Here is a 15,867-nt window from a genome sequence, read left to right on the forward strand (position 1 = left end):
AACCCATTTATATACAATTCTTATGCAGCAGGAAGATGATTTGAGGGCTCTCGCTAAGATAATGGAATTCGGCAGGGCCGTGAGTATTTTTCTTTTGGTGGTACACGTCTATGTGTACTGCTATCCGAGTATCACCGCATGGCACCTGAACCTTGAGGTGATAGACCGGATTCTGGTAAACTTCAACAACACGACCGGAATTTTCAACTGTATTCTCTGGAGCAAACTGTTGGCAGTGCTTCTGTTGGCCGTTTCCTGCCTGGGTACGCATGGGGTCAAAGGTGAAAAAATAACCTGGCCTAAAATTTATGCGGTGTTGGTGGCAGGATGCGCATTGTTTTTTCTGAACTGGTGGCTTCTTAAACTGCCATTGCCACACATGGCAAATACCGCATTCTATATTTTTACTCTTACGGCAGGCTATCTCGCCCTGTTGATGTCGGGATTATGGATGAGCCGCCTTTACAGGCACAACCTCATGGAAGATGTGTTCAATATGGAAAATGAGAGTTTCATGCAGGAAACCCGACTGATGGAGAATGAATATTCGGTAAACCTCCCGACGAGATTCTATTATAAAAAACGCTGGAATAACGGATTTGTCAATATTGTCAATATTTTCCGTGCCTGCATGGTTATCGGGACACCGGGCAGCGGCAAATCCTATGCGATAGTCAACAGTTACATACGCCAGCTTATAGCCAAAGGCTTTGCGATTTACATCTATGATTACAAGTTTGATGACCTGTCCACCATCGCCTATAATTCTTTGTTGAAGAATATGGACAAGTACGAGGTAAAGCCCCGGTTCTATGTCATCAATTTCGACGATCCGCGCAGGTCTCACCGGTGCAATCCCATTAATCCGGAATTCATGACGGACATTTCCGATGCGTACGAGGCAAGCTATACGATAATGCTCAACCTCAATCGCACCTGGGTGTGACCTGTAAAGTCACGTAATTGATTGTTAGACAGTGATATTAATTGCATGATTTAACCCGCTGTTCCGTCAGCGGTAGCCTACTATAAGGTGCATCTCCAGTGATGGGTTGTGCCAAGCTTATAGGACAAAGTACACTTTCCGAAAGGACAAGACTGAACCGTGAGGGAATGTCAAGGACGGTTAGTATCATACCGTTGAGTGGCGAGGCTGGATAGCATGGTTAACGTAAGTGAACTGACTTTAGCCGTCGTAAGGTTTGAAGGAGCGCAAGATACTTTAGCTCTCACCAAAAGGTAAGCAGTCGGATAACCCTTGCCCATGTTGGGGTTACACGGACACAGCACTGCCGGCGGACTTGGCAGAACCTAAACTATCCGTTTGTCAATTACGTGGAACAGGGCAAGCCTGTATCTCTCTCGTAAGAATGCGAGTAAGCGAACCGCAAGGCAAGCCGAATGGGGTGCAGGTATGAGATAACGGAAAAAGCGAATGCCACCCTGTAATGGGGTGGATACGGATTGAATCAACATCACGGGTTGTTATTGGTGACATCATCCGACACGAAAGTGGGCAGACTTCCGTATATGGTAACTCTTTACAAGATAACTTTTAGAACTTTCAAAAGGAGGAAAGCAAATGAACGAAACTAAAACATCGTGTGCGCCTGCTGATAGTAGGAATCTAACTTGGGACGGCATGGACTGGTCCAAGTGTGAAGCCTATGTCCGAAAGCTACAAGCGCGTATTGTAAAGGCTCAAAAGGAAGGCAGACATAACAAGGTGAAAGCCTTGCAGTGGATGCTGACCCACTCTTTTTACGCCAAGGCATTGGCGGTAAAGAGGGTTACTTCCAACAAAGGGAAGAAAACGTCTGGAGTAGATAAACAGCTTTGGGATTCTCCCAAGCGCAAGTACAAAGCAATCGGTGAACTGAAACGTCGTGGTTACAATCCGCAGCCGCTTCGTAGGGTTCACATCAAGAAAAAGAACGGTAAACTCCGACCGTTGGGAATACCGACAATGAAAGACAGGGCGATGCAGGCATTATATCTCATGGCATTGGAACCGATAGCCGAAACGACAGGCGACCGCTTTTCTTATGGTTTCCGCAAGAAACGCAGGACAATGGACGCTATCCGTCAGATTGATACGGTTCTAAACCGCCAGCATTCCCCCGAATGGATTTTGGAGGGAGACATTAAAGGCTGCTTCGACCATATCAGCCACGACTGGCTTCTTAATCATATCCCTATGGATAAGACGATACTCAGAAAATGGCTGAAATGTGGAGCTGTATTCAATGGCAAACTATTCCCGACAGAAGAGGGTACACCACAAGGAGGTATCATATCACCGACACTTGCAAATATAGCACTTGACGGACTTCAACCACTCTTGGCTGAAAGATTCAAAAGATTATGGCGCAACAATAAGACATTCCACTACAAGGTAAACCTTATTCGTTATGCGGATGACTTTATAATCACAGGTCGAGATAAGGAGCTATTGGAAAACGAAGTCAAACCTATCGTGATAGAATTTCTCAAAGAAAGAGGGCTGACCTTATCCGAAGAGAAAACTACCATTACGAACATATACGACGGTTTTGATTTCTTAGGTTTCAATGTGAGGAAGTTTGGCAAAAGGCTATACACATCCCCGTCCAAAGATGCACAGAAACGCTTCAGGGCAAAAATCGGTGACATCGTTAAAGGACATAAAATGTGTAAGCAGGAATCGCTGATACGAATGCTTAATCCTGTAATCACAGGTTGGGGCAACTATTACCGATATGGTGCATCAACCGATGCTTTTCATGGTTGTGACAATCACATTTACAATCTCACGAAGAAATGGGCTTTACGTCGCCATCCAAAGAAACGCAAGTCTTGGGTTGCAGACAAATATTGGCATGAAATTCGGGGGCGTAAATGGACGTTTGCATGGAAATATGAAACCAAGAGCAAGAAAGTGAACTACCTGACCCTTAAAAGGTTGTCGGATATACATTATACCCCGTACAAGCAAATCAAAGGTGAGGCAAACCCTTTCGACCCGGAATACGATGATTATTTCTTTCAGCGAAAGGAGCAACAAATGCTGGAATCTCTCAAGGGACGTAAGTCTCTCTTATATTTATGGAACAAGCAGAACCGGATTTGTCCGTTATGCGGCAAGGAAATAGATTGTACAAAAGCATGGAACGTCAACGAAATATCTGTTGGTGGTTCGATTGTACGGCAACTTGTCCACAACAACTGCTACAAGCGAAATAAACGAAAATGTTGAAAGTATGAGCCGATTTCTAACAACAAATAGAAATATTGAGTTGCTTGAGCCGTATGAGGGGAAACTCTCATGTACGGTTCTTAGGGGAGAAGGGGGCAGCAATGCCCTTGACTTACCCGATATCGAAAAGCAGGGGGACTTCTTCGTGGAGTCTCCTATCATTCTGCTTGCGGCAATAATCTGGTATTTAAAGATTTACAAAAACGGTATTTACTGTACGTTTCCCCATGCGGTAGAACTGCTCAACAAACCCTACTCAGACCTGTTCACCATTCTGACCTCTTATCCGGAGCTGGAAAACTATCTTTCTCCCTTCATGGACGCATGGAAGGGAAATGCCCAGGACCAGCTCCAAGGCCAGATAGCCTCGGCTAAAATACCCCTTACGCGCATGATCTCCCCACAACTCTACTGGGTGATGACCGGTAATGATTTTTCATTGGATATCAACAATCCGAAAGAGCCCAAACTGCTCTGCGTGGGCAACAATCCGGACAGGCAGAACATTTATTCGGCAGCGCTCGGATTATATAATTCCCGTATCGTCAAGCTTATCAACAAGAAAAAACAGCTTAAATGCGCCGTTATCATTGACGAGCTTCCCACCATCTATTTCCGTGGGCTTGACAACCTGATCGCGACGGCGAGAAGCAACAAGGTGGGTGTGCTTCTGGGTTTTCAGGATTTCAGTCAATTGACACGTGACTACGGAGAAAAAGAATCCAAGGTCATCCAGAACACGGTGGGGAATATTTTCAGCGGACAGGTGGTCGGTGAAACCGCAAAAACGCTTTCAGAGCGCTTCGGCAAGGTGCTTCAGCAACGTCAGTCCGTATCCATCAACCGTCAGGACGTATCCACCTCCATCAACACACAGCTAGACTCGCTCATTCCCGCATCAAAGATCGCCAACCTCTCACAAGGCACGTTTGTCGGGGCTGTGGCGGATAATTTTGATGAGAGGATAGAGCAAAAAATATTTCATGCCGAAATTGTCGTGGACCATACCAAGATCAGCGCAGAAGAAAAGGCTTATCAGAAAATCCCGGTCATCAACGACTTCAAGGACAGGAACGGTAACGACATCATGATGCAACAGATACAACGCAATTACGACCAGATCAAGGCGGATGCGCAGGCTATTATCAATGAGGAGATGCGGCGTATCAAAAATGACCCTGAACTCCGTAAACGACTAGGTCTGGAAGATGAAAAAGGAAAGGACCCCGACAAATCATGACAAGTGGAGGGGTAATTGAAGAAATTATACCCCGACTGATCGGATTATTGAAAAAGATGCCGTATATTTGAAACTTGAAATAGAGAAATAAGGCCGGTCTCGACAATTGGGACCGCCATTATTATACATAAGTCGCAAGACGTCTCGAACAGGAATCTGACAAATTCAAAAACACAGAGGCTATTGCGTGAGGCTTATGCTATACCTTATAGCATGAGCCCATGCGGGTTTCTGTGTTGGGCTTTGTCAGAGCCTCTGTTCGAAATAAGCATGGGTTTCATGCTTTTTTAACAAGAGGTATGGCAAAAATTCAAGTTATCATGGCACTCACTTTGGACGGGTTCCTTCCGCATGAAGACGAGATGCTTATGCGATGGGTGAGGGAAAACAAACGGTATGGTTTCCCACGCTGGCAGCGACAGGCCACATTCCACATCTACCCCCATTACGGTTTGATGGACTTGCTGAATGTAAAGGAAAAGCATGACAAGGATTGTATTTATCTGGCAGGAGTGGGAGATGGAGGAAGTGCGGAATATGCCGATGGACTTTTTCGGTATAATCTGGTGGATGAGACAGTACTTTTTCTGCTGCCTCTTTCTTATGGTGGTGGAATCCCCTTGACGGGAGAATTCCGGTCTGCCCGCTGGAAACTTCTTGGCTGCAAAACTTTCTCCAACGGAATCTGCCGGCTTATGTATAAACGAAACGGATGAAGATGCTATCTCAACCCATACCTTTCCATTTTCTTGTATAGCGTCGGACGGCTCATCCCCAACATTCTCGCCACACGACTGATCTTACCTCCACATTCTTCCAGAATCTTCCTTATTAGTTCTTTCTCTTCTGCTTCTTCCATCAAGCCTTTTTTACATTTTTCGCCTGTCCTACAGATGGTCGCATTAAGATTCAGATCTTTATGGGTTAACAATGGAGATACCGCCAACAGGACAGCACGTCTTATCCGGTTGTCAAGTTCACGCACATTGCCCGGCCATGAGTGGGAAAGCATGGAGATTTTGGCTTGTTCGGTAAAACCGGAGGTCTCCACACGTATCTCTTCTGAATGTTGCTCACGAAAGAAGTCAGCCAGTGGCAATATATCTTCCGGGCATTCGGAGAGAGAGGGCTGGCGTATCTCAAACTCGGCGAGACGGTAGTACAGATCCTCCCGGAAACGTCCCTCCCGTATGGCACGCTCCATATCCTCGTTGGTGGCCGACAATATCCGTACATCGGCTTCAAGTTCTTTGCGGCTGCCCACTGGACAATACACTCTTTCCTGTAATACCCTGAGCAGCAGTGTCTGCATTTCGGGAGGCATGTTTCCGATCTCGTCAAGGAAGAGCGTACCGCCCTTGGCCGTCTCAAAATAGCCGGCAGTATCCTTTTTCGCATCGGTAAATGCCCCCTGCACGTGACCGAAGAACTCAGATGCGGCAAGTTCCCCCCGGATACAACCACAGTTCACCGCCACAAAAGGCTTGTCCTTACGCCCGCTATGCTGTTGGATCAGCTGTGCGACAGATTCTTTTCCGCTACCGTTCGGTCCAAGGATCATGACGGAACAATTCAAAGGAGCCACACGACAAGCTATCCGCTCGGTCTCCCGGACCGCCCCGCTAAGCCTTTTCATTAATGATTTCTTCGGGGGAACGGAAACTGGCAGACCGATCAATCCCCGTAACAGTTCCATCAGTAACTCCTCGTGGACAGGCTTGGGCAAGTAGTCCTTTGCGCCCAATTTGACGGCACGCACCGCATCTGCAATGGAGGCATGTTCGGTCATCACCACAAAAGGGATATGTAACCCTTGGGAGATGCTCCATTCCAGTAAACTGATGCCATCCCCTTCGGGAAGGCGGACATCCGTCAGTACCAGCGCCACGTTATTCCCCTTGATTTTCCGGCGTGCCGAAGGCTCATCTATGGCCGTCAATACCCTGTAACCGGCTTTCTGTAGCCATCTCTCAAGAATATCGCAAAGAATCAGGTTGTCCTCCACGATCAATAAAGTCTTTTTCATCCCCGTCATTTTTCTTTCTTAATTCATTATTTACTTCGTCTATCAGTAACCGTATCTGTTTCATAATTCTCATCGTGTACTCTCTGACCGTCTCGTCGCTCGAGGTCTTGTCATGCAGGAGCTTCCGATAACCGAACAGTACATCGTTGGCCCCTAACAACTCCCAGACCGGAGCCATCCGATGTACGATCCTCCGCATGGCTTCCCGATCGTTTTCTCTTAAAGCCTCCTCCAGTTCGGCAAGATCCTTTTCTGACTCTTTTGCGACAAGACCGAACATATGACGACGGTCGTCCGTACTTTCCATCAGGCGGGAATAGTCGAACGGAGACATGCCTGCACTTCTGCCCTCCGTAACGGAGGAGATAAAGGCCAGCAGTCCTTTTGAAGAGAAAGGCTTATGTATGCAACCGCAAAAACCGGACTTCATATACACGCCCGAGTCCCCGTCCCCCCGTGCCGTCATGACAGCGACCGGAACGGTACGGGAATTTCCGATATCCGAGTTACGCAGTAATCTCAACAAGCCGAAACCATCGGTCACGGGCATCTGTATATCTGTCAATACCAAATCATAATCCAAGCGGTCGAGTGCTAGAATGGCTTCTTTTGCATTTTGACAGGTCGTGCATTCCACCCCGTTGCGCCCGAGCATGTCTTCCGTTATTTTCAGAAGGATGCTGTCATCATCCACTACCAGTACATGTTTGGGAAGTATTGTCGCAGATTGTACCGGAAGCTCCTCTGTTTCCGGTTCTCCTGTCGTTTCCGAAAGGGGAAACGACAGGCGGAATGTTGTACCTTTACCTGGTCGGCTCTCTACTTCAATGCTTCCGTCCAGTACCTTTACAAGAGCTTTCGTGATAAAAAGCCCAAGACCGAAACCTTCCGAGTTTATCTCCTGCGCCGCACGCTCGAACGGACGGAAGACACGTTCCAATGTCTCCTCGTCCATACCGATACCGGTATCACCGACCTCCACATATAATCTTCCCGCCATGTACTCGGTATGGAAACGGATCGTACCCGACAGGGTGAACTTGATGGCGTTTGTCAGCAGATTGTCCAATATTTGTTCCAATTTGTCTGCGTCTCCTCTCACTGTAATATCACCGACATTCTTATGCCGGTGCTCGAACAGCAAGGCCCGGCCACCCGCTTTGCGGGCATATTCCTTCGATATGTTGTCAAGCAAGTTGTTTAGACGGAAAGGAACCTCGTTACGGGTATCCTTGGTCTCATTGATCTTATAAACATCCATCAGGTTGTTCACCAGATTCAGTATATGGCGGCAGGAATGGCGGATGTTCTCCAGATAGCCTTCCCGTTTTTTCTTTTCACGGGTTTCCGAGGCCAGTTCCACGCAGTTGTTGATATTACCCAATGGTCCTCGTATATCGTGCGAGATGGTCAGGATGATCTGTTTACGCATACCGAGCAGTTCCTCGTTCTCACGGTTTATCCTTTGGAGCTGTGCCCGCCCTTCCCTTTCTTTCCTGATGTCATGCCGTATGATCAGGAACGAGATGAATAGCAAGGAGGAAGCAGAGACGATTACCAAGACAAACAGTTTGAAAGAAAAATCTCCGGCTTCCGTGATTTTTTCCTCACGACTGATGAACGCCGCCTGCGCTTGCCCGTCAAGATGGGTGATGAGTATTTGCAACTTCCGGTTCAAGGCCTTATTCTGTATGCGCAGACTGTCGGTATACATGTCTATCCGGCGTTCACGTTCCTCTTGCATGGCGATCAGCTTCTCATTCAAATCTTGCAGTCCTTTCGATGGCTCGAAGACCTGTACGCTCCTTTTCCCTCCGAACCAACCGGCAATCCCTTTTTTCTTTTGGGTGACTGTCCGGGTACGAACCGCTTCCCTGATAACAATAGGCAGACGATTTGCGAGCAGGCTGTCCGCTTCCCCCTGTCTGGTAATGGTCTCCATAATGCGGAGCAGATGTATCTCCTTAGCTTCCAATAAATGACATAGGGAGTCTATCTGCTTTGGCAGGACGAACGTGCCACAACTCACTTTCAATATTTGTAACAAGCTGTCCGTTTGCAAGCGTTTTCTGCGATACTCACGAAAATCGGTATCCTCCCAGACAATGACGGACTCTCCATAGGTGGCAAGCTCCGTGATATAGCGATGCGCCGTACTGATGTCATGGCGTATCCTGCGTATCTCCGATGTTTCCGTTTTTATCTCACGCATGCGGCTCCGTTCGTATAACAAGATGGAAACCATGCCGCAAACAGCCATGATCAATATCATATACCCTAAAAGAACCTTATGCTGTAATGAAACTTTCCTTGCTACCATAAATATTTTCATTTTACGTAAACACTCACTTTAAACCACCAAGGATTTGTAACGGATTCGTTAAGCCAGTGTAATAGTTATCTATAATTCATTTATAAAATATAGAAGAAGCCCCTGTCTTCTCCGATAACCGGCTTCAGACAAGGGCTTCCATATTGGGATGAATCAATAACGATTTACTTTATGAGATTGGTCTTATTCCGGTTTTATCAGTTGGTTCCACCCGTATGCTGGCAGTTCCAAATCCGGGTAATGACAGACACTGTTCCAATGTTGATTATAATTGAATAGACAACTTTCATAACGGATAGAATCGAATATATTCCATATCAGGCAAGAGGGAAACCGATTCTTTCCAATTGTGCTTTTCGCTCGTCTGACATGTTCCCCTTGCGGTAATCCCGTCTTTGAATGGTACACCAGCGTCCCAATGCTCCTTCACGGCATCCCGGCCATCGTCCTTGCAGGTTATGGAACAGGCACAATTGTTCGAAGTTGCCTTGCCAGACCTGTTCCGCCGACCAGACAAATCCTATTTTATCCAACAGGAGCCGGCGGTCATTGGGTAACTTTCCCTGTTTACGCATTTTCCGTTGTGTATGGCACCATCCGCCCAAATTCCCTTCCGTCGATTTAGGGAAACGCCGATATTTTCTGACAAAAGACTTCAGCTCCTCGTAGTTCTTCATCCATTCCCCTTGGAGGTTCTGATTCCAGACAAAGCCGATCTCATTCAAAGCCCGGATGCGCTCTTTGCTCAAACGTCCATCCTTCCGTCTTTCCCGCTGGGTATAACACCAGGTCGCAAGCGGGCCGTCTTCACGTTTGGGCCAGCGTCCGCAGGTATCAAAGAAGACTTTCAATGCATGGTATTCCCTCATCCATTTGGAGTCGAGCTGATTCCACTCAAAACCGATTGCATCAAGCTGGTCGCACCGTTCCTTGGCAAGACAGCCTCGTTTGTAGGCGATGCGTTGCGTGTTGCACCAAAGGCCCAGTTTCCCTTCCGTCACTGAAGGCCAGTCGTTCTCTTCCCGGTGGAACTCGACCAGCCGCTCGTACATAATCTGCCATGGTTCCAGCTCGGCCAGGATCTCTTCGATGCGGAGCCGGATATCCGACAAATAGCCGGTAGCGAGGAACGAGGTTGTTCTTTCAAATCCGTGGGGCGATGGAAGATAAGAGAGTCGCTCCCAGTGGCACGCCATCACGTCGTAGACCGATTTACCCGACAGGTTATTCACGAAATCCAAGACGACCGGCTGTTTCCCGCTTCCGGCATCCAGACAGCGCCCCAGCTGTTGCAGGGTGACAATGTAAGATTCGGTGCGCCGCAGGAACAAGACGGCATCCACTCCCTCGACATGCAATCCTTCGATCAGCATATTGACGGAAAAGAGTACGTGTAACCGGTCCGACTCTTCTCGGAAAGCGGCCAACAGCCGCTGATTCTCCTGCTCGCTTTGCGCATGATGGATTTCAAATGGCGTAATCGATCGGCCTGCCTGTGTGAGCCAGTCGCACACTTCCGGCACCATCTGTCTGAGATCGGCCAGGTCGCGACAGAAAACCAGCAGTTTGCGTACGCTTTCGGGTAGGAACTTCCGGATCACCGACGACGCGCCCAAAGCACCTTTGAAATCGACCCGCGCCAGGTCCAGTTTCTTTTGGATGCGCTCTCTCCGGCGGACTGAACAACCGCTGCGTTCCAGCTTTCTTTGCAGCCGATCCAGTTCGTTGTCCAGCCCGTAAGCACTTTGTACCAGGATCGGCACTGGTAAGATATTGTAATACCAAGCTTGCGGCAAGGTAAGTTCATAAAACAAATTTCCTTCGAAATAAAGATCCACCGTATCGATCATTCCTTCCGGACGGATTGGCGTTGCCGATGTTCCCAGGACATAGGCACAGGGATTGTTTTCTATCACTTCCTGCAAGGCACTTCCCCAAATTTCCGCCCCGAAATGATGGAATTCATCAATAAGAATATGATCTGCCCGTAACAACCCATTGTCCTCCCGGTTACGAATCAGTGACTGGAATGTCCGGTACGTCACTTGCGGAATGGAGAATCCGACGGCTTTCCGGATCTCATCCAGAATCGTGATGTTCGGAGCAAAGACCAATATATTTTCCTTTGCATGATCTGCGATATAGCGTGCCAGCAAATAGGATTTCCCTGTTCCGGTAGCCTGCACGACCGTACCGATACGGTGTTGTTTGAATCCCCGCATGATCGCCCTGTAAGCCGCTTCGTTATGCGGATAAAGCTCCACATGTCTTCCGGACAAGAGGCTTTCAATATAGCTTTCATCCGAAACGGTCAGCCCGTGCAGTTCAAAGTCCAATGCTTCCGGCAGGAATCCACCGTGCGCCACGATCCTGAAATAGAGATTTCGATATCCTTTGTTCAGTGAAGAAAGCTTTTCATAAAACCTTTCAACATCCGAACGGGTCAAAGGCTGCTCGTTCCAAATCTCCTTCACGATAGCATGTGCCATTCCCGGTTTGAAGCCTATCCGTAATCCATCTTCGGATTCTGTTACCTGAAAACCTAGACGGTGATAGCAATCTGTCAAAGACGGTACCATCCTATTGACTTACAAGTCAAAAGTTCATTTGATTATTGTCCTTTGATGTTTAAAGATGGCTATCATATCGCCCATTGTCAGTCGACCGGTAACATCTTCCGTTATAATCCGGTTCAAAAGCCGAAGATCCGCTTCCATCTGAGCACGAAAGAGACAGGCTTTGGGATGCTCTCCCCGGATTGTCTTTGTGGTTTCATCCCAAGAAGAAGTTGGTAGGTGAAGGTGGGAAGAAAATTCCATACGTCGGTTATGTCCTTTGTAGATACGGTAATAAACCGTACCGTACCCTATGGCTTTCTTACAAGTCTCAAAACGGACAACGACTGTAGGCATCCTTATTATTTTCTTGATTAGTATTTTACAGTAGGTTGATGTAAAAGCATATACCTTCCGAAGAATATTTCCCGTTTTGCAAAGAGGACTGATAAGTCATACAGTCTGCCACTCCATTCCATTTAATTGTAATCACGTTTTCATTTTCGGTAGGTGACATAGAAACCTATGATATGTTTTTTTTTCGTATATTTAGTGGCAGCAACATAATAGTTCCCCAATATGGTTCTTCTACTATCCGGCCAATCATCTCTTTTCACCTTGTCACTCGTCGTAATGTGATCATTACTTCCAATAGCAATACATGATCATCATTCGTTTTCTTTGATAGGCCTGATTCTTTTAGATAAATATCAATTCTTGTGATCAAAATCCATATTATCTATATTGCTGTCTTTTAATTTTTTCTGTATAGTACAAATAATTCCAGCTCAATCTATGAAAAAGGAATGATGCTCAAAAAATGATTGCCTGTATGATACATCCACTTTCCTAACGAATTCAAGCTGACATCGGGCAGGAACTCTTTTCTGAAAAAGTGACCACCTATGCGAGTTTTTCCTCCATCATCTATGTCCGTGCTCGGCACATAAATCAATCCACTCATTCTTGTATTTACTGCGTAAAAACAGGAAAAGTCACAAACAACAAAAGTCCTCCGAGGAATATCCACCGAAAAATTTCTTTTTTTCGTTTATCATTCTTCATTTTATACCCGATGTTAGGTTTTGCAACAATTCGTATATCTTACCATGAAACAAGTCCCGATAATGAAGTTCAACTCCAGAAAAAACTTTCACTTTAAGTTTATTAGCTCTTGGTAATGCAAACCATAAGTAATAACAAGTATTTCGATTTGTAAAAATATTTTTCAGTATCAGCTTCATAGCTCAGCTTATATCCTATATAACAATGCATTTACAATACGTCCGCAGGCTAATCCGTCACCGTACGGATTTACAGCCTTACTCATTTTTTCATAAGCTGCTTTATCATCAATCAAAGATGATACTTCGTTTACAATCTTATTATAGTCCGTACCTACCAGTTTCACCGTTCCGGCATCTAATGCTTCTGGTCGCTCCGTGGTATCACGCATCACCAATACCGGTTTACCCAGTCCCGGAGCTTCCTCTTGAATGCCACCGCTATCTGTCAATACGATGCTGCTCTTCTCCATTAGATACACAAAACTCAAATACTCCAATGGTTCAATGAAGAACATATTTTTTAAGCCGGACAGATTCTCCCCGAACACCTCATGAATCGGCTTGCGTACATTAGGATTCAAGTGCATAGGATAAACAAAATCCAAATCTGGATATTTAACCGTCAAATCTTTAATAGCTGTACACATATTGATAAATCCGTCACCAAAATTCTCACGACGATGCCCTGTAATCAATACCAGCTTCTTGCCATTGTTCAAGCGGTTTACATCATAACCCGCTTTGCTCAATATATCTTCCAATTCATTATCTAGCTCCTTGTTGTTCTTGATTTTATCCACTACCCAATAAAGTGCATCAATCACTGTGTTACCAGTTATAATGATATTGCGGTCATCAACGCTCTCTTTAATCAGATTATTACGACTTAACGGAGTGGGAGAAAAATGATAGGCCGCCAGACGCCCCGTCAACAACCGATTCATCTCCTCCGGCCATGGGCTATAAATATTATGTGTACGCAAACCAGCTTCCACATGTCCCACCGGTATCTGTTGATAAAAAGCAGCCAAAGCTGCAGCTGTAGAAGTGGTAGTATCCCCATGTACCAATACCACATCGGGCTTTACCTCTTTCAGTACATCACGCATACCGGTCAGCACACGAGCGGTCACATCATACAGATCCTGTCCCTGCTTCATGATATTCAAATCATAATCCGGTTTGATGTCGAATATCTTCAACACCTGATCCAGCATTTCCCGATGCTGTCCGGTTACGCACACCACAGTCTCTACCCGTTTTGGCTGTTTCTGGAATTCTTTCACCAGCGGAGCCATCTTGATTGCCTCCGGACGGGTGCCGAAGACCAACATCACTTTCTTCATATTTCCTCTGTTTATAATTTTTTCTTCATCAGCCACCAAGCATACTTCACCAAGTGGATCTGACGTTTAATTCTTTTGGGTTCTTTTATCAAGCGATAAGCAAATTCCAGATTATGCTCCACCCACCATTTCGGTGCGCGCTGCACATGACCTGTATAGACATCGAAACTGCCACCCAATCCTTGGAAGATAGCGCGATGCCGTTGCTGTATCTCCTCCATCAGCAATTCCTGCTTTGGCGACCCCATAGCCACGAATACCACATCCGGTTTCTTCTCCACAATATCGTCTATCAATCGTCGTTTCTCTTCATCCGTCTTGATATAGCCGTTACGATAACCCACTATTCGGATATCCTGATATTCAGAACACAGTTTCTCTACGGTCTCATTTACGATTTGCGGTTTTCCACCAACCAGATAGAATGTCTTTTCCTTGTAAAAGCGAGTAATAATCTTTAGCCATAGTTCACATCCGGGAATCTTACAGGCATCTTTATAACCTTTCTGCTTTAAAGCCATTTGTGCACCGGCTCCATCACAATACCCAATATTTCGATTGATAATGGCACGTGTCTGTTCCGTGGCATGCAATATCTTTTCTGCATTGATCGCTACCAATATGCCCTTATGCGTGTCCACATAATGCAATAGTTGCTGTTCGGAGTCGAAAGGGAATATTTCGACCCCGTTTAATGAAACTTTATCCATAAGATTAAAATATTATTCGGCAAGTAAATAATGGCTCATAGCATTAAATATAAACGCATTGCTCCAACGCATATATGATATTTTTGAACTTATCCCCGGCTTTAACTGGTAGTAGAAATAGCCTTTCCGGTCTTGCATATTGCGGATAGTCCAATCAATGACCTTTTCTGCAATTTCCTTGTATTCTTCGATCTTGTGCAACCTTGCGAGCGTTACGAGCAACTGCCCCGGGCAGTGAATGTCGATGGGATAAGTGCGGTTGTCGTAGTATTTTGGCATTCCGTTGGCTTCAAAGAAGTTTTGAATATAATATTCAAAGCCCTTCTCAATATATTTGCGATACTTATTGTCGCCTGTCAGCTCCTGATATGCAATAAGCGCATCAAGGTTATAGCCTGTATGAAAACTGTCAACCCAACTCTGAACGGGTAGCATGCCATATACCCATGCACCGTTTGGCTTTTGACCTGAGCAGCATGCCTTTATGCTTTGCTCTGCAAGTTCGCAGTATTCCTCGTTGCCTGTGTACTTGTAGCAAAAACTAAGCAGCCTTGAGCCGAGCAGTGAGGCGTTAAAGACAGTGTCGTTTCCCTGCAACGGGCTGTAAGAGAATAGGAATCCGTCCTTATATTCCGTGCGGTGAAGGTCGTTGATAACGAAATGTGCCGCACTGAGAGCGATTTCAAGAAACCTTTTCTCTCTGGTAATTTCGTATGCTTCCATAAGAGCGGTTGCACAGAAATTGCTCGCAACAACGGTTGGAGTAAACTTTGGGAAAAGGAAAAGTCTGCGAGCCTGCCAGTCAAAGTTATATCCCCAGCAAGCACCGCTGTAACCTTTTGATTGTAGAGAGATCAACAGTTCAGCCAGTTCGTTAATCCGTGATTTCAGGGAATCGGGAGAGCCGAGGCTTTCCGCAAGTTTGGGGTTTGCCTTAACCGCATTATATAGGTTGCAGTAACCGGAAAGGAAAAGCCCGATGCCCTTGGCATTATATTCCTTGGGGACAAGCGCAAGCCTGCGGAGATTGACTGGGCAGCGCTTAAATCCTTGGATAACAACCAGGCGGCAGATTGCCGACTTCTTCAGGAACGGCAACGCCTGAAAAACCTTCGAGTTAAGTCCGTCATAGGGATCCCAACCCTTGAACCCCTCATTCTCGCAATACTCCTTCAGCAAGCGAAAAGAGTTGATAACTTTATGCATATTATGTTATTCTTTAGTCCTTAGAATTTTGGTGGGTACGCCTGCAACGATAGCATTATCGGGAATTGGTTTGGTTACGACTGCGTTTGCTCCTATTGTAACATTGTTTCCGATTGTTATACCACCCATAACGATAGAACCTTTCGCAAT

The 15,867-nt window shown here is 46.1% G+C and carries 11 protein-coding genes and 2 pseudogenes; 4 read left to right on the forward strand and 9 right to left on the reverse strand.

The window, feature by feature from the left end; translation table 11 throughout:
- Positions 1 to 22: 22 nt before the first annotated feature.
- The 4 genes and pseudogenes from NQ565_RS15790 to NQ565_RS15805 form a co-directional block, all read left to right on the forward strand.
- Positions 23 to 943, forward strand: a pseudogene (locus tag NQ565_RS15790) (YWFCY domain-containing protein); the annotation flags it as partial.
- A gap of 639 nt (positions 944 to 1,582) precedes the next feature.
- Positions 1,583 to 3,235, forward strand: a complete 1,653-nt coding sequence (gene ltrA, locus NQ565_RS15795; protein WP_004308488.1) for a group II intron reverse transcriptase/maturase — start codon at positions 1,583 to 1,585, stop codon at positions 3,233 to 3,235.
- Between the two features lie 121 nt (positions 3,236 to 3,356).
- Positions 3,357 to 4,475 (forward strand): annotated as a pseudogene (locus NQ565_RS15800) (TraM recognition domain-containing protein); the annotation flags it as partial.
- Positions 4,476 to 4,696: 221 nt separating this feature from the next.
- Positions 4,697 to 5,191, forward strand: coding sequence for a dihydrofolate reductase family protein (locus NQ565_RS15805; RefSeq protein ID WP_005636900.1), 495 nt, complete (start codon positions 4,697 to 4,699; stop codon positions 5,189 to 5,191).
- Positions 5,192 to 5,196: 5 nt separating this feature from the next.
- Here the strand turns inward: NQ565_RS15805 and NQ565_RS15810 are convergent, their stop codons facing one another.
- The 9 genes from NQ565_RS15810 to NQ565_RS17055 form a co-directional block, all read right to left on the reverse strand.
- Positions 5,197 to 6,501 (reverse strand): sigma-54-dependent transcriptional regulator, encoded by a 1,305-nt coding sequence (locus tag NQ565_RS15810; RefSeq protein ID WP_005636898.1) that lies wholly within the window; start codon positions 6,499 to 6,501, stop codon positions 5,197 to 5,199.
- A complete protein-coding gene (locus NQ565_RS15815; RefSeq protein ID WP_005840888.1) occupies positions 6,446 to 8,821 on the reverse strand; it encodes a hybrid sensor histidine kinase/response regulator in 2,376 nt (791 codons plus the stop codon). Before NQ565_RS15815 ends, NQ565_RS15810 begins: the two co-directional genes overlap by 56 nt.
- Positions 8,822 to 9,150: 329 nt before the next feature.
- Positions 9,151 to 11,412, reverse strand: coding sequence for a Helicase associated domain protein (locus tag NQ565_RS15820; RefSeq protein ID WP_005636894.1), 2,262 nt, complete (start codon positions 11,410 to 11,412; stop codon positions 9,151 to 9,153).
- A gap of 24 nt (positions 11,413 to 11,436) precedes the next feature.
- Positions 11,437 to 11,745: an Arm DNA-binding domain-containing protein gene (locus tag NQ565_RS15825; RefSeq protein ID WP_005636892.1), complete on the reverse strand. Its 309-nt coding sequence runs from the start codon at positions 11,743 to 11,745 to the stop codon at positions 11,437 to 11,439.
- 436 nt (positions 11,746 to 12,181) lie between these two features.
- Positions 12,182 to 12,352 carry a hypothetical protein gene (locus tag NQ565_RS15830; protein ID WP_005636888.1) on the reverse strand — a complete coding sequence of 57 codons (171 nt, stop codon included), beginning with the start codon at positions 12,350 to 12,352 and terminating at the stop codon, positions 12,182 to 12,184.
- A gap of 288 nt (positions 12,353 to 12,640) precedes the next feature.
- Positions 12,641 to 13,801, reverse strand: coding sequence for a non-hydrolyzing UDP-N-acetylglucosamine 2-epimerase (gene wecB / locus NQ565_RS15835; RefSeq protein ID WP_040316231.1), 1,161 nt, complete (start codon positions 13,799 to 13,801; stop codon positions 12,641 to 12,643).
- A gap of 11 nt (positions 13,802 to 13,812) precedes the next feature.
- Positions 13,813 to 14,511 carry a WecB/TagA/CpsF family glycosyltransferase gene (locus tag NQ565_RS15840; protein WP_005656920.1) on the reverse strand — a complete coding sequence of 233 codons (699 nt, stop codon included), beginning with the start codon at positions 14,509 to 14,511 and terminating at the stop codon, positions 13,813 to 13,815.
- Positions 14,512 to 14,523: 12 nt separating this feature from the next.
- Positions 14,524 to 15,717, reverse strand: coding sequence for a glycoside hydrolase family 88 protein (locus NQ565_RS15845; protein WP_005636881.1), 1,194 nt, complete (start codon positions 15,715 to 15,717; stop codon positions 14,524 to 14,526).
- A 6-nt stretch (positions 15,718 to 15,723) separates the two neighbouring features.
- Positions 15,724 to 15,846, reverse strand: a complete 123-nt coding sequence (locus tag NQ565_RS17055; RefSeq protein ID WP_005840881.1) for an LbetaH domain-containing protein — start codon at positions 15,844 to 15,846, stop codon at positions 15,724 to 15,726.
- Between the last annotated feature and the right edge of the window lie 21 nt (positions 15,847 to 15,867).

This window comes from Bacteroides stercoris ATCC 43183, from assembly GCF_025147325.1.
Classification (GTDB): Bacteria; Bacteroidota; Bacteroidia; order Bacteroidales; family Bacteroidaceae; genus Bacteroides; species Bacteroides stercoris.

Excerpts from the sequence above, each read along its gene's own strand:
- ltrA (WP_004308488.1), top strand. The coding sequence starts at position 1,583 with ATGAACGAAACTAAAACATCGTGTGCGCCTGCTGATAGTAGGAATCTA.
- NQ565_RS15805 (WP_005636900.1), top strand. The coding sequence starts at position 4,697 with ATGCGGGTTTCTGTGTTGGGCTTTGTCAGAGCCTCTGTTCGAAATAAG.
- NQ565_RS15810 (WP_005636898.1), bottom strand. The coding sequence starts at position 6,501 with ATGAAAAAGACTTTATTGATCGTGGAGGACAACCTGATTCTTTGCGAT.
- NQ565_RS15815 (WP_005840888.1), bottom strand. The coding sequence starts at position 8,821 with ATGGTAGCAAGGAAAGTTTCATTACAGCATAAGGTTCTTTTAGGGTAT.
- NQ565_RS15820 (WP_005636894.1), bottom strand. The coding sequence starts at position 11,412 with ATGGTACCGTCTTTGACAGATTGCTATCACCGTCTAGGTTTTCAGGTA.
- NQ565_RS15825 (WP_005636892.1), bottom strand. The coding sequence starts at position 11,745 with ATGCCTACAGTCGTTGTCCGTTTTGAGACTTGTAAGAAAGCCATAGGG.
- NQ565_RS15830 (WP_005636888.1), bottom strand. The coding sequence starts at position 12,352 with ATGAGTGGATTGATTTATGTGCCGAGCACGGACATAGATGATGGAGGA.
- wecB (WP_040316231.1), bottom strand. The coding sequence starts at position 13,801 with ATGAAGAAAGTGATGTTGGTCTTCGGCACCCGTCCGGAGGCAATCAAG.
- NQ565_RS15840 (WP_005656920.1), bottom strand. The coding sequence starts at position 14,511 with ATGGATAAAGTTTCATTAAACGGGGTCGAAATATTCCCTTTCGACTCC.
- NQ565_RS15845 (WP_005636881.1), bottom strand. The coding sequence starts at position 15,717 with ATGCATAAAGTTATCAACTCTTTTCGCTTGCTGAAGGAGTATTGCGAG.
- NQ565_RS17055 (WP_005840881.1), bottom strand. The coding sequence starts at position 15,846 with ATGGGTGGTATAACAATCGGAAACAATGTTACAATAGGAGCAAACGCA.